The sequence below is a fragment of the Nioella sp. genome, assembly GCF_965215655.1.
Taxonomy (GTDB): Bacteria; Pseudomonadota; Alphaproteobacteria; order Rhodobacterales; family Rhodobacteraceae; genus Nioella.
Window position 1 is genome coordinate 2,292,498 of record NZ_OZ244111.1, and the last position, 24,672, is coordinate 2,317,169.

Consider the following 24,672-nt stretch of genomic DNA (forward strand, 5'->3'; position numbering starts at 1 on the left):
AGCGAGAGATGCCTAACGAAATTCTGATGCCCGCCCTCTCGCCCACCATGGAAGAAGGCACGCTGGCCAAATGGCTGGTCAAGGAAGGCGACGAGGTCAGCTCGGGCGACCTTCTGGCCGAGATCGAAACCGACAAGGCCACGATGGAATTCGAGGCCGTTGACGAAGGCGTGATCGGCAAGATCCTTGTAGAAGAAGGCACCGAGGGCGTGAAAGTGAACACGCCCATTGCGATGCTGCTGGCCGAGGGCGAAAGCGCCGATGACGTGGCATCTGCCCCGGCGGCTCCCGCGCCTGCGGCTGCCGAAGCCCCTGCCGCCGCGCCCGAAGCTTCAGCACCAGCCCCCGCCGCAACCCCGGCCCCGGCAGCGCCTGCCGCTGCTGACGGCACGCGGATCTTCGCGTCGCCGCTGGCCCGCCGGATCGCGGCCCAGAAGGGTCTGAACCTTGCGGATATCAGCGGCTCTGGCCCCCATGGCCGGATCGTCAAGGCCGACGTGGAAGCGGCTGAGGCCAAACCCGCCGCCGCGTCTGCACCCGCTGCCGCCCCTGCCGCAGCCCCTGCTGCCGCAGCCGCACCTGCCGGGCCGTCCGCCGACATGGTCGCCAAGATGTACGAAGGCCGCGAGTACGAGGAAATCAAGCTCGACGGGATGCGCAAGACCATCGCCGCGCGGCTCAGTGAGGCCAAGCAGACCATCCCGCATTTCTACCTGCGCCGCGATATCAAGCTCGATGCGCTCTTGAAATTCCGCAGCCAGTTGAACAAGCAGCTGGAGGCGCGCGGGGTGAAACTCAGCGTCAATGATTTCATCATCAAGGCCGTCGCCAACGCACTGCAGCAGGTCCCTGCCTGCAACGCGGTCTGGGCCGGGGACCGGGTTCTGCAGCTGAAACCCTCGGACGTGGCCGTCGCTGTCGCCATCGAAGGCGGGCTCTTCACGCCGGTTCTGAAAGATGCCGACATGAAGTCGCTCTCGGCGCTCTCTGCCGAAATGAAAGACCTCGCCGCCCGCGCCCGGGAGCGCAAGCTGGCCCCAGCCGAATACCAGGGCGGCACCTTCGCGATCTCCAATCTCGGCATGTTCGGTATCGACAATTTTGACGCCATCGTGAACCCGCCCCATGCGGGCATCCTGGCCGTGGGGACGGGCGTGAAGAAGCCGGTAGTGGGCGAAGATGGCGAACTGACCGTGGCGACGGTGATGTCGGTCACCATGTCGGTGGATCACCGGGTGATCGACGGGGCGCTTGGCGCGGAGCTGCTGAAGGCCATCGTCGAGAACCTGGAAAACCCGCTGACCATGCTGGCGTGAGGTCTCGGATCAGAGAGTTGCGAAAGGGCGGCCTGATGGTCGCCCTTTTTTCATGTGGATTTCGCCGCCTGCGGCGTCGATCCAGGAGCGCCCCTCCTCGGGCCCCGTTGGGGCCGTCGTCGGGACGCGTTGCCACGGGAACGTGTGGCGGTTCGTTCTGCCCGGTCGAGGCCAGCGCCAGGTGGCAAGGTCGGAAGCCTCCGGCGGGAGTACTGGGGCCAAGAAGAAGGGCTCAGCCCATCTGGTAGCCCGGGGTGGACCGCATGAGCGCCAGTTCGTCTTCCGTCATCTCGCTTTCGACCCCTTCAAAAAGCGGGGTGGACAGGTAGCGTTCCCCGGTGTCGGGCAGCATGCACAGGATGCGGGATCCCTTGGGGGCGGTTTTCGCCACCTCCAGCGCGACGGCGAAGCTCGACCCGCCGGAGATGCCGGTGAAGATGCCTTCCTGCGTCGCCAGCGCTATTGACGCTGCAATACCGTCAGGGCCTGCGACCGGGATCAGCTCATCATAGCCGTTCTTATCCAGCGCCTCCTGCAAGACCAGCGGGATGAAATCCGGGGTCCAGCCCTGAATGGGGTGCGGGTTGAAGGCGGGGTGACTTTCGGCAGGCTCGCCATCTGCCGTCCGCGCTTGCGCATGGCCGCTGCCGACGAGGGCCGCATTCACGGGTTCGGTCAGGATGATCCTGGTGTTCGGGCTTTCGCGGCGCAGCACGCGCGCCACGCCGGTCACGGTGCCGCCGGTGCCATAGCCCGAGACGAAGTAGTCGGGGCCTGTGCCGTCGAAATCGGCCAGGATTTCCTGCGCGGTCGTCGCCTCATGGATATCGGCATTGGCCTCAGACTCGAACTGACGGGCGAAGAACCAGCCATTGGCCTCGGCCAGTTCCTTGGCTTTCTGATACATGCCGGTGCCCTTTTCTTCCTTGGGCGTCAGCACAACCTTGGCGCCCAGGAAGCGCATCAGGCGGCGGCGTTCCACGGAAAAGGTTTCCACCATGGTGATGACCAGCGGATAGCCCTTGGCGGCGCAGACCATGGCGAGCCCGATGCCCGTATTGCCGCTTGTCGCCTCAACCACCGTCTGCCCCGGTTTCAACGCGCCCGAGGCCTCAGCCGCCTCGATGATACTTAGCGCCAGCCGGTCCTTGACCGATCCGCCGGGATTGAACGCCTCTGCCTTGACGTAAAGCTCCACCCCCTCTGGCGCGAGCCGGTTGATGCGGATGCAGGGCGTGTCGCCCACGGTGTCGAGAATGCTGTCATAGAGGCGCCCGCGCCCCCCGGTCTGGCGTGTCATGGCTCTGTCCTTCCCTGTTGCGTCGGCTTCAACCTAAGGGGGATCGCGGCAAAGAACAAATCGAACGATTGTGTATTGACTTTCGTTAGTGTAATGTTTACACATACATGCATTGAACGACCCACGACCTCGTCACCACCCAGTTTCATCAGCCCATAGCGTAAGACACAGATCATGCATTCCCTTGACCTCACAGCCCTCGATGCTCAGTTCATCTGCCGCGCTTTCGGCCTTCTGGGCTTCGCAATTTACGCGTCGGCGTTCTTTTGCCTCAGCACCGGCCGCCTCGACAGCAAGCGCCCGGAATATTTCATCATGGTCCTTGCCGCCGCAAGCTGCGTGATGGTCAGCCTCTGGGCCGATTTCAACCTCAGCGCGGCGCTGATCCAGGGCTTTTACATCCTGATGGCGCTTGGCGGCATTGCCCTGCGCAAAGACCCCAAGCCCGCCCCGGTGCGCGTTCTTTCCTCCTGATCCGATTTCCTCCCTCCCTGTTGGACTGCCCGTGAAGCCCCCGGTTTCACGGGCTTTTTTTCAACGAAGAACAGAAAAAAGCCCGCGCCATATCCGGCGCGGGCGTCTTTGAAACTCGATTGCTTCGGGATCAGTCCTTGCCGCCCCCGCAGCCCTGTACCATCTGGTCCATGGACAGGGACGGCTGATCGCACCCTGCCTCGCCCACGATTTTCGCAGGCACACCGGCGACGGTGGTTGCGGGCGGCACCTCGTGCAGCACGACGGAGCCTGCCGCGATCCGCGAACAGCAGCCCACCTTGATATTGCCAAGCACCTTGGCCCCCGCGCCGATCAGAACGCCATCGCCGATCTTGGGATGGCGGTCTTCCTCTTCCTTGCCGGTGCCGCCAAGGGTCACCGAATGCAGCATCGAGACATTGTCCCCCACCACGGCGGTTTCGCCGATCACGATGGAATGGGCGTGGTCGATCATGATGCCCTTACCGATTCTTGCGGCGGGGTGAATGTCGACGCCAAACATCTCGCTGATCCTCATCTGGATCATATAGGCCAGATCCCGGCGCCCCTGTCGCCACAGCCAATGGCCGACGCGATAGGCCTCAACCGCCTGGAATCCCTTGAAGAACAGCAGGGGCTGAATAAAGCGATGGCAGGCCGGGTCACGGTCGAAGACCGCCACGATATCGGCCCGTGCCGCCGCGCCAAGTGACGGGTCGGACCGATAGGCTTCATCCGCAATTTCGCGAATCAGCTGTTCCGACATTTCGCCAGAGGCCAGCTTCTGCGCCATGCGATAGGCCAGCGCTGCCTCCAGCGTTGCGTGATGCAGGATACAGCCATGCACAAGCCCGCCCAAAAGCGGTTCATCCCGCACCGCCTCTTCGGCTTCACGGGTAATACGGCTCCAGACCGGGTCGAGCTCGGCCAGATGTGTGCGGGTCTTTGCCATGGTGGCCTCCTGCGTTCGCGTAGCCCTTTCTACCGCAGATAGAGGCCAAGGTCCAAGTTGAAACCCCTGAACCCGCTGATCACGATTTTTTATACCGTGTCGGGAATCGCGAAACTCAGGTAATGCGCCACCAGTTTCACGGTTCCACCGGCGAAATCGCCGCCATTTCCGGTCAGGATCAGTTCCGTATCCGCCCAGACAACGAAGGGGTTTGCAGGCCCGCTGATCCATGAGTTCAACGGCTTACCCAATCCGTTGCCATAGCGGTCATTCGTGGTCGCATCGCCAAGCCGCCAATCGGTCAGCGCGCCGGTGATGGCATCGGTCACGCGCCCCGTGACCCCCAGAACGATGGACCGCGCCGGGAAGCTGAGGCCGGATGCCACTGTCGGTCCCGCCCCGATCACCACATCTGCCTCCGCGCTTTGCACGCCCACACCACCGCCGCCAGGTGATAGGGAAAGCCCCCCCGGGCGCCAATCGCTGCCGTCATGCAGATCACAACTGCCGGTATCGTCCACGAAAGCGCGCCAGCCCCGCTGCGGCGAAAAGAACGCCCAACCGCCACCCGCATATTGCGCAATCTCGCCCTCATGGCCCGCCCAGTCGTTCACCGCACCGGGCGGCACGCCAAAGCATTCGCCCTCCAGCACCGCGCCCGGCGGCGTGGTCAGGCTGCGGGATCTCAGGCGCAACTGCACCACCCCATCGAGCCGCGTCAGCGCTTCGTTCACGGTCACATGTTTTTGTGCCTGGCTGGCGGCCAGCAGCGGCAGGGTCAGGTTTGTCGTGTCAGTCATTGATCTCGATCCTCGTAAAGGGCCCGGGTCCAAACCGCGCAGAAATCTGCGCGATTTCAATCGTGTAAGGCAGGGTGACGGAGTCACTGACCTGCATGGCATTGGTGTAGGTGAAGGCCGGCACGCTGAGCGTCTCTTCCCGTCTCAGCCCACCCGCATCGCGGATGTGCAGCAGATACGCCTCGATATCCTCGCCCAGCGGCACCTCGGTGCCCTGCCAGCTGTCTCCATCAATCCGCGTGCGGCGTATCCAGCTGATCTGTCTGTCGGTCCCGACCTTCGGCGCGCGTAAATGCGCCGGGGCATAGGGGCGCAACCCCACCCCGTCAAAAGCCAATGCCTGATGGTCATAGACCGGGTGGTCATAGGATCGCCCCGCAGGCCCGACACGGTAATGCCGCTGCAACCCGCGCGCCGACAAGGGCAGTTCGATCTGCCGCGGCCGCCCGTCGAGCAGCACGAAGAGCGACCCGACAGGCCAGTCATCGGGCATGATCCCGTCCGACCCCGCCTGCCCGCGCAAACGCAGCGAGATGTCCCACAGGTCCTCTCCCACCAGCGTAGCATTGACGAACTGGATCACCTCCCAGTTGGCCCCGCTGCCATCGCCCACAGCGGCGGCATTTGCCCCGTTCAGAACGTCCGCCATACTGGTGGAACTCAGGCTCCCGGTGCTCATCCTGACCCGCATCACCGGGCCCCGATCCCAAAGCCCTGGCGTGGCGCGAAAGAGCGGCGTTTCCAGAACGCCAACCGCCGAGACCACATCGACCAGCGTATTCAGCGTGTATCCACTGTCCGACGGTGAGCTATAGACCGCCACCGACCCCGGCCAAGGCTCTGCCGCGACCGCCAGATGCGGGGCATGCTCCACCTCGTCGCCCGTCAGCAGGGGCAGATCCATAAAGACCGGGCTCACCGGCAGGGGCGGCACGAAGGGTTCCGCGCTCACCGACTCCTCGACCGTGTCCGACGGCTGGTAGATTTCTGCCTCCGACCGCACGGCCTCCACCTTCCGCGCGCCTGCGTCCTCCAGCCTGTCGATCCGCCAGGTCGAGCCATCGGGCAACGCGAACACCGATCCCGCCCCCAGATCCCGCCGTGACGGCGGCAGTGAGAAGCTGATCGTATCGCGCGCCACCCGCGCCTCGGCCAGCCAGCGTTCGGTGATGCCACGCCCCTCAGCCCCGGTCAGGACCAGCGGCAGCTCGCTTTCGCTGATCGTGTCGGATCCGTCATCGGGGAACACCGCCTCAGCCACCCGGGCCTCGAACTGGCCCGCTGCTTCCACATGGGTCAGGCGCACCCGGCCCACCTTGTCCGCCTCCGGGGCACGGCTTCGCAGCGGGGCGGAGGCACCATCTTCATCGACGGCCATCCAGTCCTCGGACACGTCAGCATCCGGCAGTCCGGTGCGGGACCGGAAGACCAGCACACCATCCCGCTCTACCGCCTCGAACCCGTAAGCGAGCATCAGGGGCTGCAAACGCGCCCGCCCGCTTTCCACGTCCGACGACATGGCCCCGCGCACGAAGCCGTAAAGCTCCGACACATCGTAATCGGTGATCCCCGCCTCCTCACAAATCGCGGCCACCACATCGGCCAGGGGCTCCGCCCCCATCCGGCCCGAAATCCAGTGCCCGCGCGCGTGGTTCTCGCCATCGGACCAGACCTCCAGCGCATTGGGAAAGGCCGGCCAGGGCCGCGCATCCCAGGCCCAGACATAGGCGTGATCCATATCCAGCATCGGCCCCGCATAGGCCTCGGACACGGGGTTACGCGCGGGATCCAGCCAATAGCTCGTCATCGCCCGCAGATACTGCATCTGGATCAGGTCGTCGCGCCGCCCGTTCGAGAAATGGGGCAAGCCCGATTCCGAGGATTTCGGATCGAGGAACTTGTTCGGCTGGTTCGTCCCCTTGTCCACAGCCGCGCAGCCCATCTCGGTAAAGCGGATGGGTTTCGACCGTGGGATCCACCCCGTTGCACTCAAACCGCGCGGCAACACCGCCATGCCCCATAGGATCACGTCATCGCCTGATGTCGCCGAGAACGGACCAACCGAGGGCCGTGCCCCAGGCGTGTCTTGCGCGACAACAAAGCTGAATCGCAGTCGCCATATATCGGGCGCGATCTCGGTTTGTTCGAGATCCAACACGCCATTTCCGAAAGTAAGATTGCCGATGGTGCCCTGAACATAGTGGTAAGCCCCGTCCTGAGAGTAGACGAACCATCGGAACCTGCTTGAACTGCCCCTGGTGAAAACCAGTTCCACGTCATAAACCTGACCTGCCTTCAGATCGACAACGCGCCGAAGCCTATGCCAGGTCGCGCCAGCGGACGCGATGCGCATCGGGTGATCGAAGGTCTCTTCGACGACCCCGGCCTCCGGCGTGGCCGATCCGCCGATGACCTCCCAGCTTTGGGGATTCAACGCATCCGGGGCATCAAACCGAAAACTTCGCCGCCGATGCACGTGCAGGTTTTCCCACCACCCACGCAGATCCTTGTAGCGGAACACCCAATCCTCGCCAAAGGCCCCATCCGTGATCGGCGCGCGTAGTTGTGCTTCGCGGGCCTCATCGCTTGGGTAGTACCAGTCATAGCCCTCACCGCCCTCGATATTGGCGCGCAGGTAGTCCAGCTCATAGATCGACCGCCAGCCGATATCCGCATGGTCCCGCCCGTCGCGCCAATCGGACAGCGGCATGTAATTGTCGATCCCGATAAAGTCGATATTGGCATCCGCCCAAAGCGGATCGAGGTGGAAATACACGTCCCCAGACCCATCCTGCGGGTGATAACCGAAATACTCCGACCAGTCCGCCGCGTAGGACAGCTTTGCATCAGGCAGCAACGCGCGCACCTCGGCAGCCAGCGCAATCAGCGCGTCCACCGCCGGAAAGCCGCTTGCCCCCCGCAACTGGGTCAGGCTGCGCATCTCGGACCCGATGCAGAAGCTTTCCACGCCGCCCGCCGCCGCGCAGAGCGCCGCATTATGCAGGATGAAGCGGCGATAGCTCCATTCTGCCGGGCCGGAATAGCTGACCGACCCGGGCGAGATGCTGAAATCTGCGGCGCTTGCTGTGCCAAAGAACGCCGAAACCTCCGCCTCGGCAGCAGACGTTCCATCCGGGGACCCCGCAACCCCCGGTGCCTTCTCCCCCGTGATCCGCCCGCGCCAGGGCAAGGCCGGTTGATCCCCGGTCACATCCCAGGGATCGGGCTTGCCGCTATCCGCCAGGATCTCCATCAGCAGGAACGGGTAGAACATCACTTCCTGACCCGCTGCATTAAGCGCCTCGATCGCCTCGATCACGGATTGATCCGTCGGCGTGCCGCCATAGACTGCGCGGCCCTCGACCTGTGCCAGCAGCTCCGCACTCGACCGGGTCAGCCCAGCCACGGTCCAGGGCATTTCGGCCCCATCCGCCTCTTGCTGTTCCACCTTCGGCTTGACGCTGCATTGCCCCGCACGCAGGTCGTCCCCAAACCAGCTCACGATCAGCGACACGGCCCCGCAATTGGGCAACTCACCCTCAAGCGCCTCCAGCGACACCGCGAAATCCGCCACACCGGCAGCCGTGTTCACATTGGCGCTTTCCGAGCGGCCAAAACCCTGCGCCAGGCTGATAGGCGTCGTTGCCAGCGCATATTCACCAGTTCCCGGCATCATCGCCACCGCGCGGATCGCCTCGGACGGTTGCGGCGGGCTGTCCAGATACTCGGGTCGCGCAGGATGAAAAACTTCGAAACTCAGCTGCGGCAGGCGGTTGCCATAGGGGGAAAGGTCGAGATCCTCGATCACCACATAGGCAATGCCACGATAAGCAGGCACCTGCCCCGCGCCTTCCACCGCCTCCATCTTCGGGTCGGGCATCTGATCATCGGTGCCGCGATAGACGCGCATCGTCAGATCCGTCCGCCCCAGTTCCGAGCCATCGGCCCAGACCCGGCCAACGCGCGAAATCTCACCCTCGCAGAGCGCGACAGCCAGGCTGACGCTGTAGGAATAGCTTGCTGTCCTTGGTGTTGGCGGTGCGCCTTTGCCGCCGCCGCCACTTATCGTCACATGTTCCTTGAACCGCGTGGCCCAGATCACCTGACCGCCAAGGCGCATTTGCCCGTAAAGACGTGCGACCGACGCCCCTTCCGAGGCTCCCGACAAGCGAAACCGGTCCAGCCGTCCCTGTTCGATCACCTCGGACCCGGACCCCAGCAATCGCTGGTCGATGACCCGGCCCACAGTGGCCCCCACGGCGCGTCCGATCACGGCACCGGTCAGCCCCAGGAAGGTGCCCGAGCTCAGCCCGCCAAGCGCTGCGCCAGCGGCGGAAAGAAGGATGGTTGCCATTGTATTCAGTTCCTTTCGGGAAATGCGAACCGCGCCACGATCCGCCGTTCCCACGGCGGCGTCAGCGCGCTTTCCACGACGCCATGCCCGCTATAGGCATGGACAAAGCTGGCCTCCGGCCCCGTTCGGGCCTGCACCCCCAGATGCTTGGCGACCGCGCCGTCCCGCATGCGGAACAACAGCACGTCGCCCGGGGCCTCCTCGGCCAGCGGTTTCGGCGTCAGATGACGCAGAGCCGCGCGCCACAGCCGTTCCTCTCCCTGCGGCTCGGACCAGTCCTGCGTATAGGCGGGGATCGCTTCCGGCTCCGGCCCGATCACCTCGCGCCACACGCCGCGCAAGAGGCCGAGACAATCGCACCCGGCCCCACGGGTCGAACACTGGTGCAGGTAGGGCGTGCCGATCCAGCCCCGCGCCGCCGAAACCACCACGCTCATCGCAGGCTGCCCCCATCCATGCTGGCCGAGCCACGGCCGGGATAGGCCATAACCCAGTCATCACCCGGAATGTCAGGAAAGCCTTGGAAGTTCAGCAGGTTGGAGAATTTCAGCCGACAGGTCTCCATCCGCTTGTCGCAGCCCGCCTCCAATCGCACCACGTCCCCCGGCAAAAGCTCCGCCCGCAGCGCCTCCCACAGCTCCACCCGACGGATGCCATCAGCAAAGCGGTCGTTCTTGATCACCGCGACCAGCCCCTCAGCCGCCCCGGACAGCACCCGCAAGCGTCCCCGCTCGAACCAGCGCGGCTCAAAGCTGTTCAACCCGTCGAATTCCAGAAACCGCCCGTCTGTGACCCGATCCGCCGCGCCTTCATGGGCATATCCCGGCGTCGATAAATCAAACCGACAATCCCCGTCCCCGAGAACCGCAGAACATCCACGCTGATAGACCCGCCCCATCCGCCGGTTCATCGCCTCGGCCAGCCCGCGCAGTTCCACCTGGAAGCCGCCCGCCTGCCGTTCCAGCTCGCCAAAGCTGCCCCGGAACTGCAACACCCGGTTCTCCGGCTCCCGCCAGTTGACCAGCCAGGCCTCCACCTCGGCCCCATCGAAACGCCCCGCCTCGATATCGGCCTCGGTGATCGACGCATCCGACAGCGCGCCAATGGCCTCGGTGTTGTCCACCGACAGCCCTGTGGACTGGCTCAGCGCAGAGGCTGTCAGGCCGGTATCGGCCTTGAACGTGGTCCCATCGAAGACCAGCGCGCAATCGTGATCCGTAAACCCAAAGGTCTGCCCGTCCCTGCGGATCACCCGCCAACACCGCGCCACCTCGGTCACGCCACCCGCCAGATGGGCGGCAAACTGCTCCGCCCCGCTCATACCCGGATCTCCACGACCGGCACCGCGGGGGCATCGCCCGCCTGAAAGCTCGCGACCGAGGTCTGGATGCTGTCCGTGTCAAACCGCACCGGCACGTCAAATTCGAACCCCGCGCTCACCTCGGCCCCCAGATCGGGGGCGTCCACAAAGGTGATCATCCCGGTGACCGTATCGACCTCGAAATGCACGCCCTGCACCAGTTCAGCCGCATCGACGCCTGCGCGCACAGTATCGGCCACCGGCTTGGTGATCGGTCGCGCGTAGCCTTCGTCACCAGACCGATAGGTCTTCACCAGCTGGAACGCCGTCGTCTCGCCATCCCCTGCCCCGATCAAACAGTCACGGAACCCAGGTTCCTTCGAGGGTGCGCAGCTTTTGTAGTCGGACCAATCCTTCCAGCGGAACCCGTGCAGCTGCCCGCGCCGGGCCTCGAAAAAGGCAATCAGTACCTCGATATCGTCAAGCGAGCGCATCCCCACACCCGCATCATAGCGGCGGCGCGAATGCGCCCAGGGGGTGTTGCGCTCCTCGAACCCGTTGGCCAGTTGCACCACTTCCGTGCGCCGCTCGGGCCCGCCGACAGAGCCGAAGCTCAGATTGGCCGGAAAGCGAATTTCGTGAAAATTCATAGCCTTGCCCCCCTTACCTATTGCGTTGACCACGGGCAAGAGCCTGGCTCATCTGCGCCGCGATCTGGCTTTTCGACCGTTGGAACCCCTGCACATCGGGCGTCGAGATATTCATCGTCACCTGCACCGGACGCCCGCCGCCCTGCGCCTGCACGCCTAGCCGCCCGTCCGCGCCGCGTGTCAGCGGCATGATCGCCTCCGGCCCCGCCTCGCCCATCAGACCCATGCCGCCCCGCATGGCGAAGGGCGTCGCGCCGCTGACCACACCACCGCGGGCAAAGGGCGTCACCCTGCCGCCCGAAAACGCGCCGCCGCGTTCAAATGGCAGCACCGCCGACATCAACGAATTCACCCCGTTGGCCAAAGCTCCGCCAAGCGCGTTCTGCACCGGTCGGATCGCGGTGTTATAAGCCGCGTCCACCATGCTTTGCGCCACGGTTCGCAGCGCATCCGACAGGCGCATGCCATCGAAGATCACCCCGTCAAACGCGCGTCGCAGCCCGCCGCCGAAGGACCGGCTGAGGCTTTGTACCTCGCGGCCCGTGTAGAGCATCGAGTCCTGCATTGATCGCAGCTCGGCATGAAACGTCGCCACCATCTGGCTGGTCGAACCCAAAGTGGCCTCGAGCGCCGACAGTTCCGCGTCGAAATCGTTCAGTTCCTCATCCATCGGATGTGTCCTTATGGTCGGGGAAGCGGGCGGCCAGGGCCTCCAGCCCCGCCCGTCCCATCGGCGCCGCGCCGCCGGGGTCACCCAGCATCAGCAGCAGTTCCGCAGGGGTCAGCGCCCAGAACTCGGCCGGTGTCAGGCCAAGCCCCTGCATCCCGGCCCGCATCAGGCCGGGCCAGTCGAACGGACGGTTTTCCGTACTCATTGGGGCGGCCGGAAGGACAGCGCCAGCAGCTGCGCCGCCACGCGCGCCGCCTCCAGCGGTCCGCCACCGATCTCGGCCTTGGCCAGATCCGTGGGCTCGCCCTGCCAGCCGCCCCCCCGTAACCCTGCACAGACCAGCGCCAGCACATCGCGCGCGGTGAAGCCGCCGACCTCAAACCGTTCGACAAGCGCCGGCAAGCTGTCAGCCTGCAACCAGCCCTCCAGCTCCGCCAAAGCGCCAAGCGTCAGCTTCAGCACATGGCTCTCACCATCCAGCACCAGCGCCACCTCGCCCGCATAGGGGTTCGCCATGATCAGAGCGCGGCGGTGAAGGTCAGCGCACCGGCCGAGGCGAGCGAGACCTCATAGGTCGCCTCGCCGTCATGGGTGCCCGCATATTCGATCGAGGTGATCTGGAACGGCCCCTCCACGGTGCCGAAATCGGGAATGATCACCTGAAAATCGGGCACCTCACCGTCGAAGAAGATCTGCCGGGCGCGTTCATCCGTGGTCTCATCGCGGAAGATGCCAGAGCCGCTGATCGCCGCCGTTTTCACGCCCGCGCCGCCCAGCAATTCCCGCCAGCCACCGGTCGATTCCAGGCTGGTCACATCCACCGTTTCCGCATTGAAGCTGAGCCGCGAGGCCCTGAGCCCCGCCATGGTCTGGAACGACCCGTTGCCATCCAGATCGACCTTCAGCAGAAGGTCCTTGCCATTTTGCGCTGCCATGTCATTCTCCAGTTAAATCAGAATATTGCACGTCAAAGCCGAAGCGGTATTCAGCTATCATCCTCGTCCAGGCGAGCCCGGAACCACATCTCGATCCGCCGATCCGCCCCACTGCGACCGGCCTGGGCGCGATGGAATTGCACCCGCCCCGCACGGCCCCGCGCCAGGCTCAGCCCGCCATTCAGAAGCGCGTCCGAAACGGCAGAGGCCGCCTGTTTCGCCTGGTGATACCCGGCGGCGCTGCTGGTCACGGTCACGCTGAAATCATGCAGCGCGCCGCCGAAACTGCCGTCAGACCGGTCGCGCACCTTCTCCGGCCCGATGGTCACGTAAAGCGGTGGCAGCGGCCCCTCGGGCAATGCGTCGAAGACATTTGCCCCGACGATCCCTGCAAGGGTCGCGTCACCGCTCAGCCGCCCGTAAACCGCCGTTTGCAGCGCCGCCGTCATGCCATAGCTCATGTCCCCTCCTCCTCGGTGGCGAAGCAGATCAGAAAGCGCCCGTCCGGGGCGCTCTCGGTGACTGCGTCGATGGTGAAGATCCGCGCGCCGTCCCGGAACCGCTGCGTAGGTTTGGGGCGCGATGGTGCGCCTTGCGGGGCCGAACGGAGAGTGATCTTGTAGCCCACCCGCGACAGCCCCGCCGCGTCGCGCCCCGTGCGCGGCAGCACCTCGGCCCAGACCGTGCCAAGCGGCGACCAGCTTTCGGTAAAGCCCCCCGCCCCGTCAGCGACCCGGACCGGCCCCTCCAACAGCAGCCGGCGCGTCAGTTTCGGATGCCCGTTCATCCGCTCAGCCCCCGCATGCGGACCGACCGATAGGGCTCGATCAGCACCGCCACGCCGCAGGCCATGCCTGCCTCGCCGGTGCCCTGCGCCTCGTAAAGCTCCGCCGCCTGCAACAGCACCGCCTGACGCAGATCCGCAGGGATGCCGTGCCAGTCCAGCCCATAGCCTGCCGTGAATTCGATCTCGATCGACCCGCCCGAGGACGGGTTCGGCAGGCTGCTTGCGGCCTCGATGGCCGGGCGGTGGCTGTCGGCCCGCAAGGAATAGCTGCCCGGATCCAGCACCGTTTCGGCCCCCGCCCGCGACACCAGCTTGACCGTATCGACCGACGCGACCGGGGCCACCGGCAGCACCTGCGCCGTGACCGATTGCCAGTGGCTCAGATGCCAGCTGAACCCGCGCCGGAACAGAGCCTTGCCGATCCGCGCCTCGATCGCGGCCAGCGCCGCCCGCAGACAGCTTTCCAGCTGCGCGTCCTGGCTGCCGTCATCGGCAAAGCCGGAGGACAGGCGCAGGTGATCGGTCAGCTCGGTTATCGGCAGAAGGGCACTGGACACCGAAGACATTTCGACCATCATCATGTTGTTTTTTCTCCGCAAAGGACTGCCTCTTAAGGGGTGGCATGGCCGGGCCCCGCACCGCTCGGGCGGAGGACAAAAGGGCTGGAGGCCGCAAAGGCCCGCCCATGCCGCCCGCCCCGAGGAACCGGGACGGGTTTCGTGCCTCTGACGAGGGATCAGGCGATGCCGAATTTCAGCAGTTTGATCGCGGCAAAGTCGCTCACGTCACCGCCGACGCGCTTGGTGGCATAGAACAGGACATGCGGCTTGGCGCTGAACGGGTCACGCAGCACGCGCAGGTCAGGACGTTCGGCGATGGTGTAGCCCGCACCGAAATCGCCGAAGGCAATCGCCATGGCATCGGTCGCGATATCGGGCATGTCCTCGGCAATCAGCACCGGATAACCCATCAGACGCGCGGGTTCTCCGGCGGCCAGACCGTCCGACCACAGGAAGCGGCCATCGGCATCCTTCATCTTGCGCACTGCGCCTGCGGTCTTCGAATTCATCACGAAAGACGCATTGGCGCGGTAGCGGGCCCCGAGTGCATAGACCAGGTCGACAATCGCATCCGCCGGGTTCAGCGCCGCGAAGTCACCCGCCGTGCCGGTGATGACATAGCCCAGGTTGCCCCAGCTCCAGCTGGCATCATCAACCGTCGTGTGGGTCAGGAACCCCGTGGGCTTGTCCACCCCGTCCCCGCTGACGAAGGCCGAGGCCTCGGCGCGGGCGAACTTGTCGGCGATGCGGCCCGCCAGCCAGCCCTCGATATCGAAGGCGGTGTCATCGAGCAGCCGCTGAGACGCCTTGGGCAGCGCCGAAAGCTCATGCAGCGGGATCGAAATGCGCTCGATCTGCGGGGTGTCGGTTTCCGTGGTCGCGGCGGTTTCCGTGGCCCAACCGGCCCCCACATCGGTATGGTCGACCAGCACGTCGAACGAGGTCGCCTCGACATTCACCACATTGGCGACCGCCCGCAGCGACGACGCGCCCCGCAGCACACCCTGGATCATCTCGGCGGTCTGCGGGTCGACCAGATAGCCGCCCTCAGCGTTCACAGCGGTGTTGAGCGCCTTGCCCTCCAGCTCCAGCCCGCGCAACCCGTCATCATCGCCGGTGCGCAGGTAGGCCCCGATGGCCTTCTTGTGGGGGGCACCGTCTTCGGTGGTGGCGGAAAGCGCGGGGCGCAGATGGGTCATGGTCTTGGTGTTCAGCATGGAAATACGCTCTTCCTGTTTTTGAAGCTTCGTGGTCATGTCGTCCTGGAACTGGCTGAATTCGTTCAGAAACCCTGCCAGCGCTGATTTCACTTCGGTGGTGGCATCCGGTGCATTGGGCACAGCGGAGCCGCCCGAAGACTTGGTCTCGGTCTCGGTCATCACATCGTCCTGATTGTTGAGAGAAATGCGGGGCCTTAACGCGCCGCCAGTTTGCGGCGGGCGTCCTGGAACACCGTCGCCAGTTCATGCAGGAAGTCGCCCTTGGCCTCGTCGGCCTTGTGGGCACCCACCCGCGCCTGCGGCAGCATCGGGAAGGTCACCAGCGACACTTCCCAAAGCTCCACCTCGTTCAGAAGCCGCTGGCCCCTGTCATCCTTGGTCGCGCGCAGCGTGCGGTAGCCGATGGACAGCCCGTCAATCGCGCCCGCCCCGATCAGCGCCGCCGCCTCGCGCCCCTTTTCCACCGAGTCGAGGATCCGGCCCTTGACCCACAGGCCCTTGCCGTCCTCGCGCAGCTCGTCCCACACGCCAATGGGCTGCGCCGGATCGTGCTGCCACAGCATCTTGACCCGGCGTCCCTGGTCCGACAGCCCTTTCAGGCTGCGCGCATAGGCCCCTTTCTGCACCACGTCGCCACCTTGGTCACAGGCCCCGAAAAGGCTCGCATAGCCCTCGATCACATGGCCGTCGCTCATCGTCAGCGCCTCGTCGAAGCGGCAGAACTTGGTCTCCAAACCGCTTGAGGAAAGTTCATACATTCCAATCTCCTATCCACCAGAGCTCATCTGAATGATCTCGTTGATCGCCTGTGCCAGCACCACGCTGACCACGCCAAAGACGGCCAGCCAGAGCCGCCGCTCGACCCGTTCCAACGCCGTCTCGATTGCGTTCAGCCGGTATTCCAGCGCCTGCCAGCGTTCCTCGGCCACACGTTCATTGGCCTCGATCCGGGCATTGGCGGCATCGAACGGGGCATAGAGGAAGCGCGATCCGCCCGCTTCGCCCCGCCCGCTCATTCATCCTCCGCCAGCCGCGGCAGCCCCAGCATGGCGCGTTTCTCGGCAGCGGTCAGAAACTCTGCCTCCGCCACCCTGCGCCACTGCGCGTCGCGTTCCGTGGCCAGTGCTGGCACCTGGTCGAGATCGGGCCGCAACTCCACCACCTCGCCGGAATAGCCAGCCAACCAATGCGCCAGCGAGGCCAGCACCTTGGAGGCCAGCGGCAGAACCGTCAGGCGATAGAACGCCCGGTTCGCCTCGGCATAATTGGCGTAGGTTGCGTCGCCGGGGATCCCCAGCAACATCGGCGGCACCCCGAAGGCCAGCGCGATATCCCGCGCGGCGGCGTCCTTGGTCTTCTGGAACTCCATGTCAGAGGGGCTGAACCCCATCGGTTTCCAGTCCAGACCACCCTCCAGCAGCATCGGTCGCCCGGCATTGCGCGCGCCCTGATGGTGGCTCTCCATTTCCGCCTGCAAGCGCTCGAACTGCTCGGCGGTCATCGTGCCCGCGCCGTCCGCCCCACGGTACACAATCGCCCCCGAAGGCCGCGCCGCATTGTCCAGCAACGCCTTCGACCAACGCGAGGCGCTGTTATGCACATCCAGCGCATTCGCCGCCGCCTGCATCGGGCTGAGCCCGTAATGGTCATCCTGTGGATGGAACAGCCGCACATGGCAAATGGGGCTCGCGCCTTGCACGTGGAACCGGTGTTTCTTCGTCCCGACCGCATAGTCATAGGCCACCGGCCAACCATCCGCCCCCGGCACCAGGCTCATCCGGTCGGACCGCAGCACATGCAGCTCTCCCGGCATCCCGCCATCAGGGCTCACCGCCTCCACATAACCGTTGCCCGACAACAGAAGCTGCGCGAACAGCGCCTCCAGGAACTCCCCCCGCCCCTGCGCCCCGTTGGGCTGCGCCAGCAGCGACAGCAGCGGATGCACCTCATAGCGGCGCTCCACATCCTGGCAGATCACCGGCAGCGCTGCGGCAGCCTCGGAGATCAGCTTGACCGACCGGAACCCCACCGGGTTGCCGGTAAAGCCCGTTTTCATCAGCGATACCGTATCGCGCGGGCTCCAGGCCACGCGCCCCGCGCCCGCCCAGGCCACCACCCGCCCCGTGGCCGAGGCTTTGGCCTCCGGCACCTCCGGCTGCGATCTCCGCAAGAAATCCAACACCATCCGCTTGTCTCCTTGGTCCATGTCAAAAGAGCGCCCCCGCGAAGCCCGCGAAAACGCTCCCAAAAGGGCGGATGAACGCCCCTTGCGTCACAAATTCAGATCTGCCGGATGCCCGGCTTGGCCAGCACCTCACGCGCGGGCAGGATCATCCCGTCCGTCAGGGCCCAAACCAGCGCGTCCACCCTGTCGGGGCTGCCACGCCCCTCGAACCCGGTGATCGTCATGCGGCACATCTGATCTTCAAGCGCCGCCAGCCCCGGCAGATGCGCCACCCGCCCCTGTTCGTACAAGGCTGCCACCGGCTCCGCCCGCGCGACCTTGCCGCGAGAGGCATGGACCGATCGCACATTGATCAGCGGATCGACCATCCTGACCGCGTCCAGCACGAGGTCGCCACCCTGATTGACCTCCGCGACCATCCGATCGGCCCCATGCCGGTGATAGGCCGCCACCGCCGCCTCCGCCCAGCCAGAAGCCGACACGCCTTGAACGGAACAATCCTCGATGACGATGCCATGCCAATCCCGTGGCGGCCCGTCCTGAATCACGCCAACCACCACGATCCCGCAGGCATCCGACCCCGAATGCCCCGTCACAGGCGGATCGACTGCCACCGTGATCCGCGCGCCCTCGGGTACCGCATCCACCCGCGCGCCATCCAGCACCCCTTGCGTCCACAGCGCGCCATCGGCCTCCTCGATCAGCTCGCCATCCAACTCCTGCCGGCCAAGCCGCGTGTCGCCATAGCGCGCCCGCACCTCCTCCAGAAACGAGTCCGCCAGAAACGCCCGGTTCGCCTCGGTCGGCGCATGGGTCATCACCGTGCTGTCCCGCCCCAACAGATCCTTCAGCACCCCCACGTTGCGCGGCGTCGTGGTCACGCAAACCTGCGGATGCTCCCCCAGCCGCAGCCCGAATTGCAGCATGTTCCAGGTCTCCTCCGCCTTGGGCCATTTCGCCAGCTCATCGGCCCAGGCCGCGTCGAACTGCGGGCCCCGCAGCGCCTCCGGGTCATGCGCCGAATAAAGCCGCGCCTCAGCCCCGTTGGGCCAGACCAGCATCCGTTCACCTGCCACCCAGCGCGGCCGCCGATCGGGGGGGGAGCAGGCCAAAAGCCCGCTCTCCCCTTTCACCATCACCGCCAGCGCCTGGTCATAGGTCTCGCCCACCAGCGCCACGCGCCGGGCGCGGCCGGGCGCCAGGGGCGTCGCCCCCTCGACCATGGACCGCACCCATTCGGACCCGGCCCGCGTCTTGCCCGCACCGCGCCCGCCCAGCACCACCCAGGCCCGCCACAGGCCCTCGGGCGGCAACTGGTGCGGCAAGGCCCAGAACTCGAAGAGCCAGGGCAGCGCCGCCAGGGCGTTGTCACTCAGCCCCGCCAGAAAAGCCTCCACCGCCTCCTGCGGCACGCAGGCAAGCGAGGCGGAGCCCGATCTCAGCCCGGGCCGCATCGAGGTCGAGCTGCCCTGCCCCGATCTCTCCCATCCGCTGTCCTGTCGCATCGCGTGCCTTCCCTTCCAGACCCATCGCAAAGATGAGTGCGTTATTCATCTCCCGGACATGCTTGGACACCTCCGAGGCGTCGACCGGTTCCTCGGCCTTCAGACGTTTCAGCGTCCCGCGCAGAACCTGGCGCGCCGTGGCAAACGCCTCCAGCGCACCGTCCAGCATTTCCTGAAACGGCGTTTTTTCTTCGTTCAATTGATCGGTCATTTGAAAATCCCCGTGCTTTCAAAAATGAACCCGCACGAGCAGAAATGAAAAAGCGACCTCCGAGGTCACCCCCGGGGCCGCTTGCCCAGTTCTTCCAGCATGTCACAAGTGATACACGGGACCGTTCGGAAAGTCAATAACTTTATTATTTTCAATTAGTTAACAAAACGATACCTCCGCAAGAAACCATTAACCCCCCTTCTTCTTTGCCCAAGTACCCCGGGGGAGTCGCCTCAGGCGACGGGGGCAGCGCCCCCTCAAACCTTGCCATCTGTCAAAAACGCAAAACGCGGCCCCTCGGGGCCGCGTGGGTCGACGCCAAAGGCGGCGAAATCCCTAGTTTTCCTGCGCCGCCCGTGCCGCTTCGATCGCCCGCCAGGCCTGCACGTTCTCGTTATGCTCGGCCAGGCTCGATGCAAAGGCATGGCCCCCCGACCCGTCCGCCACGAAGAACAGATAGTCCGTGCTGGCCGGATTCACCGCCGCCTCGATGGCGGCCCGTCCGGGGTTCGCAATCGGCGTCGGGGGCAGCCCGTCGATGCGATAGGTGTTCCACGGGTTGTTGTCATTGATCAGCTCGCTTTGCCGAATCCCCCGGCCAAGGAAGCCGCGCCCCTCGGATTCGCCATAGATGATCGTCGGGTCGGTCTGCAGCCGCATCCCCGCCTCAAGCCGGTTCACGAAAACCCCCGCGATCTCGCCGCGTTCATCGGCCACCCCGGTTTCCTTCTCGATCAGCGAGGCCATGATCAGCGCCTCCTCGACCGTATCATAGGGCAGGTTCTCGGCCCGCCCCGCCCAGGCCGCCAGCAGGATACCGGTCTGCGCATCGGCCATATCGGTCAGCATCTCGGAAATCAGGGTGCCGCGCGCCACCTCATAGGTATCGGGCGCCAGCGTGCCCTCGGCGGGCAGATCCTCGACATCATCTTCCAGGAAATCCGCGCCGCGCAGCCCTTCGACGATCTGCCAGACGGTCAGCCCTTCCGGCACCGACACCCGGTAGACAATCGGCGTGCCCGCCTCGACCAGAGCCACGTAATCGGCAGGCAGCTCCGCGCCGCCCTCGAAGGTCGCCAGTTCCACCTGCTCGCCGGTTCCCGGCACCCGTTCACGCAGCCGCATTTCGCCGCCGCCAGCCCCGCCCCGGATCACATAGGTGGCCGTATAGCGGAAGGTGGACGGCCCGCCGGAGGACAGGATCTCCATCACCTCGTCCATCGACACGCCCGCGGGAATTTCATAGTTCCCGAACCGCAGGTCCTCGGCCCGCTCCGTATAGCGCGCGCCAAGCCGGAAGATGGTGGCGCTGGAGATTACCCCCGCGGCCTCAAGGTTTTCCGACACCGAGGCCAGGCTTTCCCCCCGCGACACTTCGAAATAGGTCGGTTCCGCCAGCGGCCCCGCAGAGGTGAACTGACGCTGCCCCCAGGCCACGGCCCCCGCGAATGCGATGAAGCCGACGATGAGCAGGCTCATCCCGTTGGCAGCGACATGTTTCCACATCAGTCGGAGACCTTCCCCATGACCAGCGACGCGTTGGTGCCGCCAAAGCCGAAGCTGTTGGACAGCGCCACGTTGATCTCGCGCTCATGTTTGGCATTGGCGGCGAGATTCAGTTTCGGCTCAACCGCCGGGTTGTCGAGGTTGATCGTCGGCGGCGCCACCTGATCGCGGATCGCGAGGATCGAGAAAATGGCCTCGATCGCACCCGCAGCCCCCAGAAGATGCCCGACAGAGGATTTGGTCGAGGACATGGTAGCCAGCCCCGCCTTGTCGCCCAACAGCCGCTCTACCGCACCCAGTTCGATCGTGTCGGCCATGGTCGAGGTGCCATGTGCGTTGATGTAATCCACCGCATCGGGCGTGATTCCTGCGCGTTTCAAGGCCGCTTCCATGGCGCGATACCCGCCATCCCCGTCCTCAGAGGGCGCGGTGATGTGATAGGCATCGCCCGACAGGCCATATCCCAGGATTTCGGCATAGATCTTGGCCCCGCGCGCCTTGGCGTGCTCGTAATCCTCCAGCACCACGACTCCCGCGCCCTCGCCCATGACGAACCCGTCTCGGTCCGCGTCATAGGGGCGGCTGGCGCGCTGCGGATCGTCTGCGCGCTTGGTGGACAGGGCCTTGCAGGCGTTGAACCCGGCAATGCCGATCTCGCAGATCGCAGCCTCGGCCCCGCCCGCGATCATCACGTCCGCGTCGCCCCACTGAATGAGCCGCGCCGCGTCACCGATGGCATGGGCGCCGGTCGAACAGGCCGTGACAACCGCGTGGTTCGGCCCTTTGAAGCCGTAACGGATGCTGACCTGACCCGAGATCAGGTTGATCAGCGAACCGGGAATAAAGAACGGCGATACCCGGCGCGGGCCCTTTTCTTTCAGCAGAATGGCCGTGTCCGCAATGGATGACAGCCCGCCGATGCCGGACCCGATCAGAACGCCGGTGCGCAGACGGCTTTCCTCGTCCTCGGGCATCCAGCCCGCATCGCGCACCGCCTGTTCAGCGGCAGCCATGCCGAAGAGGATGAAGTCATCGACCTTGCGCCGTTCCTTGGGCGCCATCCAGTCATCGGGGTTGAACGTCCCGTCAGAGCCATCGCCAAGCGGCACTTCGCAGGCATAGTTGGTAGCCAGATGCGAGGCATCGAAGCGCTGGATCGTCCCTGCCCCTGATTCCCCGGCCAACAGGCGGCTCCAGGTTTCCTCGATACCAGAGGCCAGGGGGGACACGATCCCCAGACCCGTGACAACAACTCGACGCATATTCCTGCCCCTTCCGGATGAGAGCTTATCGCGGTTTGATAACGTCAAGCGGGGGGCTTGGGCAATCCCTTGACAGGGGTTTTGCCCCGACCCCGCGACCTGCCGCCAATGCAAAACGGCACCCTATCAGGATGCCGTTTGCGAATTCTGGACCTGAAGCGAAGGGCTCAGGAGGCGTCGGTGATGAATTTGCACGCGTCGCCGAAGGTCTGGATGGTTTCGGCCGCATCATCGGGGATCTCGATGCCGAACTCTTCCTCGAAGGCCATGACCAGTTCAACGGTGTCCAGGCTGTCTGCGCCCAGGTCGTCGATGAAGGAGGCGTTCTCGGTCACCTTGTCTTCTTCCACGCTCAGGTGCTCGACAACGATTTTCTTCACGCGATCTGCGATGTCGCTCATCTTTTCGATCCTCATCCAGTTTGGTCGAAAGCCACTTTCCAGCCCTCGATCTGTAATGCGCCGGTATCGGCGGTTTGACGGGACCGGCAAAGGCCCCATACCGTCTGGCGCAAGCGCCCCCCGGCAAAATCTGCGCCGCCTATAGCACATCCGCAATCGAAGGCAACGGGGTTTGATCCGTTTTTGCCATTTCCCGCAGCCCCCCGCCTTAACCTTTCGGAATGATCCGCTCGGTACACTGGCCTCGGATAACCCGTATAAACAATGGGCTGGAGGATACGTTGACAGAATTCATCGGCTACATCGCGCTGCTCTGGCGCGCCCTGCACCACATGTCCGGACTGCAGGCACTGATCTTCGGCATCGGTGCGTTCCTGCTGGGAATCGCCCTGGCACGCGCCGCACGGCGGCTCGGGGTACATCCGGGCCGCCGCTTGTGGCGGATCGTAACGGCACGGTTTGGCCGGTCAGACCATCGCCATGCCGCCATTCACATGCATCGTCGTGCCCGTCAGGTACCCCGCCTCAGGTGAGGCCAGGAACAGAACCGCGCTGGCGATCTCTGCGGGGCTGCCCATGCGGCCCGCCGGAATCTGCGTCAGGATCTTGGATTTCTGATCATCGGTCAGCTTGTCGGTCATCGCGGTCTCGATGAAACCGGGCGCAACGGCATTGACCGTGATGCCCCTGCTGGCCACCTCATAGGCCAGCGATTTCGACATGCCGATCATGCCGGCCTTGGAGGCGGCATAGTTACCCTGCCCCGGATTGCCGGTGGTCCCCACGACAGACGAGATGTTGATGATCCGGCCCCAACGCGCTTTCATCATGCCGCGCAATACGCCTTTGCACAGCTTGAAGGTGGAGGTCAGGTTCACGTCGATCACCGACTGCCATTCCTCGTCGGACATGCGCATGAACAGGTTGTCGCGCGTGATACCCGCGTTGTTGACGAGGATATCGACTGACCCCATGGCCTCGGCCGCCTGCTTGGGCAGCGCCTCGACCGCCTCCGGGTCCGACAGGTTGCAGGGCAGCACATGCGCGCGCTCGCCCAGCTCTGCGGCCAGCGCCTCCAGTGGCTCCACCCGCGTACCTGACAGGCCGACCGTGGCGCCCGCGGCGTGCAATGCGCGCGCGATATCGGCGCCGATGCCGCCCGATGCGCCGGTGATCAGCGCGTTTTTCCCTGTGAGATCAAACATGTCTCGTCCTTCCCTGATGTCGTGACGCCCGCCAGGGGCGCCAAATTTCTTCGAAGAAATCTGCAAGGCTCTTGCAAGAGCCTTCCCGCCCCGCTCAGCCCTCGGCCAATGCCGCCGCCGCGGCGCGCACCTCGTCGGGCGTGCCCACCTGCCGGGTCGCCAACGACCGGTCGATGCGCCGGATCATGCCGGTCAGCGCCTTGCCCGCGCCGATTTCCCATGCCTCGGTCACACCATGGGCGGCCATCCACATCACGCTTTCGCGCCAGCGGACAGATCCCGTGACCTGATCGACCAGATGACCGCGCAGCACTGGGGCCGCGCTTTCCGCCGCCGCCACCACATTCGCCACCACCGGCACGCGCGGCGCGCTCAGCTCCACATGGCTCAACGCCTCGGACATGGCGTCCGCCGCGGGCTGCATCAACGCACAATGGAACGGGGCAGAGACCGGCAACATCACCGCGCGTTTCGCGCCCTCTCCCTTGGCAATCTCGACGGCCCGCTCGACCGCCTCGCGGTGACCGGACACGACCACCTGGCCCGGATCGTTGTCATTCGCAGCCTGGCACACGGCCCCCTGGCTCGCGGCCTCTGCCACGCGCATCGCGGTCTCGAAGTCGAGCCCCAGCAGCGCCGCCATCGCGCCCTCGCCCACAGGCACCGCCTCCTGCATTGCCTTGCCGCGAATGCGCAGCAGCCGCGCGGTATCCGCCAGAGACAGCGCCCCCGCCGCACAAAGCGCCGAGTATTCCCCAAGCGAGTGGCCCGCCACATAGGCCGCCGCCTCGACCGTCACGCCCTCGGCCTCCAGCGCCGCCATCGCGGCCATGGAGGTTGCCATCAGGGCCGGCTGCGCATTGGCTGTCAGGGTCAGTTGGTCCTGCGTGCCGTCCCAGATCAGCGACGACAGGTTCTCGCCCAGGGCCTCGTCCACCGCGTCAAACACCGCTTTCGCAGCCGGGTATTCATCTGCCAGGGCCTTGCCCATGCCGATGGTCTGGGCCCCCTGGCCCGGGAAGAGGAAGGCTCGTGTCATGCGCAGTACCGCTCCATTTCAAGCTGTTGTTGCCCAAGGG

General features: G+C 65.1%; 28 protein-coding genes. 3 read left to right on the plus strand and 25 right to left on the minus strand.

The window, feature by feature from the left end:
* Positions 1-8 precede the first annotated feature (8 nt).
* The gene (locus tag ACOOEX_RS11435) at positions 9-1,316 is read left to right on the plus strand and encodes a pyruvate dehydrogenase complex dihydrolipoamide acetyltransferase (protein ID WP_420394952.1); all 1,308 of its coding nucleotides are present in this window, start codon (positions 9-11) and stop codon (positions 1,314-1,316) included.
* Positions 1,317-1,548: 232 nt separating this feature from the next.
* On the opposite strand, the gene ACOOEX_RS11440 is transcribed toward ACOOEX_RS11435, so the two are convergent.
* The gene (locus ACOOEX_RS11440; RefSeq protein WP_420394953.1) at positions 1,549-2,616 is read right to left on the minus strand and encodes a PLP-dependent cysteine synthase family protein; all 1,068 of its coding nucleotides are present in this window, start codon (positions 2,614-2,616) and stop codon (positions 1,549-1,551) included.
* 174 nt (positions 2,617-2,790) lie between these two features.
* Here ACOOEX_RS11440 and ACOOEX_RS11445 point away from each other — a divergent pair, with 174 nt between their 5' ends.
* Entirely contained in the window at positions 2,791-3,090 is a 300-nt protein-coding gene (locus ACOOEX_RS11445) for a CBU_0592 family membrane protein (RefSeq protein ID WP_420394954.1), read from the plus strand.
* Positions 3,091-3,220: 130 nt separating this feature from the next.
* Here ACOOEX_RS11445 and cysE read toward each other — a convergent pair whose 3' ends face one another.
* The 22 genes from cysE to ACOOEX_RS11555 form a co-directional block, all read right to left on the minus strand.
* Positions 3,221-4,042, minus strand: a complete 822-nt coding sequence (gene cysE, locus ACOOEX_RS11450; protein WP_071691872.1) for a serine O-acetyltransferase — start codon at positions 4,040-4,042, stop codon at positions 3,221-3,223.
* A gap of 89 nt (positions 4,043-4,131) precedes the next feature.
* A complete protein-coding gene (locus ACOOEX_RS11455) occupies positions 4,132-4,842 on the minus strand; it encodes a DUF2793 domain-containing protein (RefSeq protein WP_420394955.1) in 711 nt (236 codons plus the stop codon).
* On the minus strand, positions 4,835-9,196 hold the full coding sequence (locus tag ACOOEX_RS11460; protein WP_420394956.1) for a baseplate multidomain protein megatron: 4,362 nt from the start codon (positions 9,194-9,196) through the stop codon (positions 4,835-4,837). The genes ACOOEX_RS11455 and ACOOEX_RS11460 overlap by 8 nt, the downstream gene beginning before the upstream one ends.
* Positions 9,197-9,201: 5 nt before the next feature.
* Positions 9,202-9,633, minus strand: a complete 432-nt coding sequence (locus ACOOEX_RS11465; RefSeq protein WP_420394957.1) for an NlpC/P60 family protein — start codon at positions 9,631-9,633, stop codon at positions 9,202-9,204.
* Positions 9,630-10,517, minus strand: a complete 888-nt coding sequence (locus ACOOEX_RS11470) for a DUF2163 domain-containing protein (protein WP_420394958.1) — start codon at positions 10,515-10,517, stop codon at positions 9,630-9,632. The genes ACOOEX_RS11465 and ACOOEX_RS11470 overlap by 4 nt, the downstream gene beginning before the upstream one ends.
* Entirely contained in the window at positions 10,514-11,146 is a 633-nt protein-coding gene (locus ACOOEX_RS11475; protein WP_420394959.1) for a phage distal tail protein, Rcc01695 family, read from the minus strand. The genes ACOOEX_RS11470 and ACOOEX_RS11475 overlap by 4 nt, the downstream gene beginning before the upstream one ends.
* A 13-nt stretch (positions 11,147-11,159) precedes the next feature.
* Positions 11,160-11,816 (minus strand): phage tail tape measure protein, encoded by a 657-nt coding sequence (locus ACOOEX_RS11480; protein WP_420394960.1) that lies wholly within the window; start codon positions 11,814-11,816, stop codon positions 11,160-11,162.
* Positions 11,809-12,021 carry a rcc01693 family protein gene (locus ACOOEX_RS11485; RefSeq protein WP_420394961.1) on the minus strand — a complete coding sequence of 71 codons (213 nt, stop codon included), beginning with the start codon at positions 12,019-12,021 and terminating at the stop codon, positions 11,809-11,811. Before ACOOEX_RS11485 ends, ACOOEX_RS11480 begins: the two co-directional genes overlap by 8 nt.
* A complete protein-coding gene (locus ACOOEX_RS11490) occupies positions 12,018-12,332 on the minus strand; it encodes a gene transfer agent family protein (RefSeq protein ID WP_420394962.1) in 315 nt (104 codons plus the stop codon). Before ACOOEX_RS11490 ends, ACOOEX_RS11485 begins: the two co-directional genes overlap by 4 nt.
* A gap of 2 nt (positions 12,333-12,334) precedes the next feature.
* Complete coding sequence (locus tag ACOOEX_RS11495) at positions 12,335-12,751, minus strand: phage major tail protein, TP901-1 family (protein ID WP_071691863.1); 417 nt, start codon at positions 12,749-12,751, stop codon at positions 12,335-12,337.
* A 50-nt stretch (positions 12,752-12,801) separates the two neighbouring features.
* A complete protein-coding gene (locus ACOOEX_RS11500; RefSeq protein WP_420394963.1) occupies positions 12,802-13,212 on the minus strand; it encodes a DUF3168 domain-containing protein in 411 nt (136 codons plus the stop codon).
* Positions 13,209-13,538: a head-tail adaptor protein gene (locus ACOOEX_RS11505; RefSeq protein WP_306047841.1), complete on the minus strand. Its 330-nt coding sequence runs from the start codon at positions 13,536-13,538 to the stop codon at positions 13,209-13,211. Before ACOOEX_RS11505 ends, ACOOEX_RS11500 begins: the two co-directional genes overlap by 4 nt.
* Complete coding sequence (locus tag ACOOEX_RS11510; protein ID WP_306047840.1) at positions 13,535-14,119, minus strand: head-tail connector protein; 585 nt, start codon at positions 14,117-14,119, stop codon at positions 13,535-13,537. The genes ACOOEX_RS11505 and ACOOEX_RS11510 overlap by 4 nt, the downstream gene beginning before the upstream one ends.
* A 155-nt stretch (positions 14,120-14,274) precedes the next feature.
* Positions 14,275-15,477, minus strand: coding sequence for a phage major capsid protein (locus ACOOEX_RS11515; protein ID WP_420394964.1), 1,203 nt, complete (start codon positions 15,475-15,477; stop codon positions 14,275-14,277).
* Between the two features lie 35 nt (positions 15,478-15,512).
* Complete coding sequence (locus tag ACOOEX_RS11520; RefSeq protein WP_420394965.1) at positions 15,513-16,076, minus strand: HK97 family phage prohead protease; 564 nt, start codon at positions 16,074-16,076, stop codon at positions 15,513-15,515.
* A gap of 9 nt (positions 16,077-16,085) precedes the next feature.
* The gene (locus tag ACOOEX_RS11525; RefSeq protein ID WP_420394966.1) at positions 16,086-16,334 is read right to left on the minus strand and encodes a GTA head formation protein, RCAP_rcc01685 family; all 249 of its coding nucleotides are present in this window, start codon (positions 16,332-16,334) and stop codon (positions 16,086-16,088) included.
* Entirely contained in the window at positions 16,331-17,503 is a 1,173-nt protein-coding gene (locus tag ACOOEX_RS11530) for a phage portal protein (RefSeq protein ID WP_420394967.1), read from the minus strand. The genes ACOOEX_RS11525 and ACOOEX_RS11530 overlap by 4 nt, the downstream gene beginning before the upstream one ends.
* A gap of 95 nt (positions 17,504-17,598) precedes the next feature.
* A complete protein-coding gene (locus ACOOEX_RS11535; RefSeq protein WP_420394968.1) occupies positions 17,599-18,957 on the minus strand; it encodes a DNA-packaging protein in 1,359 nt (452 codons plus the stop codon).
* Positions 18,872-19,219 carry a hypothetical protein gene (locus tag ACOOEX_RS11540; protein WP_420394969.1) on the minus strand — a complete coding sequence of 116 codons (348 nt, stop codon included), beginning with the start codon at positions 19,217-19,219 and terminating at the stop codon, positions 18,872-18,874. Before ACOOEX_RS11540 ends, ACOOEX_RS11535 begins: the two co-directional genes overlap by 86 nt.
* A 336-nt stretch (positions 19,220-19,555) precedes the next feature.
* The gene (gene mltG, locus ACOOEX_RS11545; protein ID WP_420394970.1) at positions 19,556-20,725 is read right to left on the minus strand and encodes an endolytic transglycosylase MltG; all 1,170 of its coding nucleotides are present in this window, start codon (positions 20,723-20,725) and stop codon (positions 19,556-19,558) included.
* Positions 20,725-21,987, minus strand: coding sequence for a beta-ketoacyl-ACP synthase II (fabF, locus tag ACOOEX_RS11550; RefSeq protein ID WP_420394971.1), 1,263 nt, complete (start codon positions 21,985-21,987; stop codon positions 20,725-20,727). The genes mltG and fabF overlap by 1 nt, the downstream gene beginning before the upstream one ends.
* Positions 21,988-22,154: 167 nt before the next feature.
* Entirely contained in the window at positions 22,155-22,388 is a 234-nt protein-coding gene (locus tag ACOOEX_RS11555; protein ID WP_071691851.1) for an acyl carrier protein, read from the minus strand.
* A gap of 281 nt (positions 22,389-22,669) precedes the next feature.
* On the opposite strand from ACOOEX_RS11555, the gene ACOOEX_RS11560 reads away from it, so the two are divergent.
* The gene (locus tag ACOOEX_RS11560) at positions 22,670-22,921 is read left to right on the plus strand and encodes a hypothetical protein (RefSeq protein ID WP_420394972.1); all 252 of its coding nucleotides are present in this window, start codon (positions 22,670-22,672) and stop codon (positions 22,919-22,921) included.
* Here ACOOEX_RS11560 and fabG read toward each other — a convergent pair.
* Both fabG and fabD read right to left on the minus strand, forming a co-directional pair.
* Positions 22,856-23,593 carry a 3-oxoacyl-ACP reductase FabG gene (gene fabG / locus ACOOEX_RS11565; protein WP_306047851.1) on the minus strand — a complete coding sequence of 246 codons (738 nt, stop codon included), beginning with the start codon at positions 23,591-23,593 and terminating at the stop codon, positions 22,856-22,858. The genes ACOOEX_RS11560 and fabG overlap by 66 nt on opposite strands.
* A 94-nt stretch (positions 23,594-23,687) precedes the next feature.
* Positions 23,688-24,632 (minus strand): ACP S-malonyltransferase, encoded by a 945-nt coding sequence (fabD, locus tag ACOOEX_RS11570; protein ID WP_420394973.1) that lies wholly within the window; start codon positions 24,630-24,632, stop codon positions 23,688-23,690.
* Between the last annotated feature and the right edge of the window lie 40 nt (positions 24,633-24,672).

Bases quoted from the DNA above. Each gene is read 5' to 3' on its own strand.
- ACOOEX_RS11435 (WP_420394952.1), top strand. From the start codon at position 9: ATGCCTAACGAAATTCTGATGCCCGCCCTCTCGCCCACCATGGAAGAA.
- ACOOEX_RS11440 (WP_420394953.1), bottom strand. From the start codon at position 2,616: ATGACACGCCAGACCGGGGGGCGCGGGCGCCTCTATGACAGCATTCTC.
- ACOOEX_RS11445 (WP_420394954.1), top strand. From the start codon at position 2,791: ATGCATTCCCTTGACCTCACAGCCCTCGATGCTCAGTTCATCTGCCGC.
- cysE (WP_071691872.1), bottom strand. From the start codon at position 4,042: ATGGCAAAGACCCGCACACATCTGGCCGAGCTCGACCCGGTCTGGAGC.
- ACOOEX_RS11455 (WP_420394955.1), bottom strand. From the start codon at position 4,842: ATGACTGACACGACAAACCTGACCCTGCCGCTGCTGGCCGCCAGCCAG.
- ACOOEX_RS11460 (WP_420394956.1), bottom strand. From the start codon at position 9,196: ATGGCAACCATCCTTCTTTCCGCCGCTGGCGCAGCGCTTGGCGGGCTG.
- ACOOEX_RS11465 (WP_420394957.1), bottom strand. From the start codon at position 9,633: ATGAGCGTGGTGGTTTCGGCGGCGCGGGGCTGGATCGGCACGCCCTAC.
- ACOOEX_RS11470 (WP_420394958.1), bottom strand. From the start codon at position 10,517: ATGAGCGGGGCGGAGCAGTTTGCCGCCCATCTGGCGGGTGGCGTGACC.
- ACOOEX_RS11475 (WP_420394959.1), bottom strand. From the start codon at position 11,146: ATGAATTTTCACGAAATTCGCTTTCCGGCCAATCTGAGCTTCGGCTCT.
- ACOOEX_RS11480 (WP_420394960.1), bottom strand. From the start codon at position 11,816: ATGGATGAGGAACTGAACGATTTCGACGCGGAACTGTCGGCGCTCGAG.
- ACOOEX_RS11485 (WP_420394961.1), bottom strand. From the start codon at position 12,021: ATGAGTACGGAAAACCGTCCGTTCGACTGGCCCGGCCTGATGCGGGCC.
- ACOOEX_RS11490 (WP_420394962.1), bottom strand. From the start codon at position 12,332: ATGGCGAACCCCTATGCGGGCGAGGTGGCGCTGGTGCTGGATGGTGAG.
- ACOOEX_RS11495 (WP_071691863.1), bottom strand. From the start codon at position 12,751: ATGGCAGCGCAAAATGGCAAGGACCTTCTGCTGAAGGTCGATCTGGAT.
- ACOOEX_RS11500 (WP_420394963.1), bottom strand. From the start codon at position 13,212: ATGAGCTATGGCATGACGGCGGCGCTGCAAACGGCGGTTTACGGGCGG.
- ACOOEX_RS11505 (WP_306047841.1), bottom strand. From the start codon at position 13,538: ATGAACGGGCATCCGAAACTGACGCGCCGGCTGCTGTTGGAGGGGCCG.
- ACOOEX_RS11510 (WP_306047840.1), bottom strand. From the start codon at position 14,119: ATGATGATGGTCGAAATGTCTTCGGTGTCCAGTGCCCTTCTGCCGATA.
- ACOOEX_RS11515 (WP_420394964.1), bottom strand. From the start codon at position 15,477: ATGACCGAGACCGAGACCAAGTCTTCGGGCGGCTCCGCTGTGCCCAAT.
- ACOOEX_RS11520 (WP_420394965.1), bottom strand. From the start codon at position 16,076: ATGTATGAACTTTCCTCAAGCGGTTTGGAGACCAAGTTCTGCCGCTTC.
- ACOOEX_RS11525 (WP_420394966.1), bottom strand. From the start codon at position 16,334: ATGAGCGGGCGGGGCGAAGCGGGCGGATCGCGCTTCCTCTATGCCCCG.
- ACOOEX_RS11530 (WP_420394967.1), bottom strand. From the start codon at position 17,503: ATGGTGTTGGATTTCTTGCGGAGATCGCAGCCGGAGGTGCCGGAGGCC.
- ACOOEX_RS11535 (WP_420394968.1), bottom strand. From the start codon at position 18,957: ATGCGGCCCGGGCTGAGATCGGGCTCCGCCTCGCTTGCCTGCGTGCCG.
- ACOOEX_RS11540 (WP_420394969.1), bottom strand. From the start codon at position 19,219: ATGACCGATCAATTGAACGAAGAAAAAACGCCGTTTCAGGAAATGCTG.
- mltG (WP_420394970.1), bottom strand. From the start codon at position 20,725: ATGTGGAAACATGTCGCTGCCAACGGGATGAGCCTGCTCATCGTCGGC.
- fabF (WP_420394971.1), bottom strand. From the start codon at position 21,987: ATGCGTCGAGTTGTTGTCACGGGTCTGGGGATCGTGTCCCCCCTGGCC.
- ACOOEX_RS11555 (WP_071691851.1), bottom strand. From the start codon at position 22,388: ATGAGCGACATCGCAGATCGCGTGAAGAAAATCGTTGTCGAGCACCTG.
- fabG (WP_306047851.1), bottom strand. From the start codon at position 23,593: ATGTTTGATCTCACAGGGAAAAACGCGCTGATCACCGGCGCATCGGGC.
- fabD (WP_420394973.1), bottom strand. From the start codon at position 24,632: ATGACACGAGCCTTCCTCTTCCCGGGCCAGGGGGCCCAGACCATCGGC.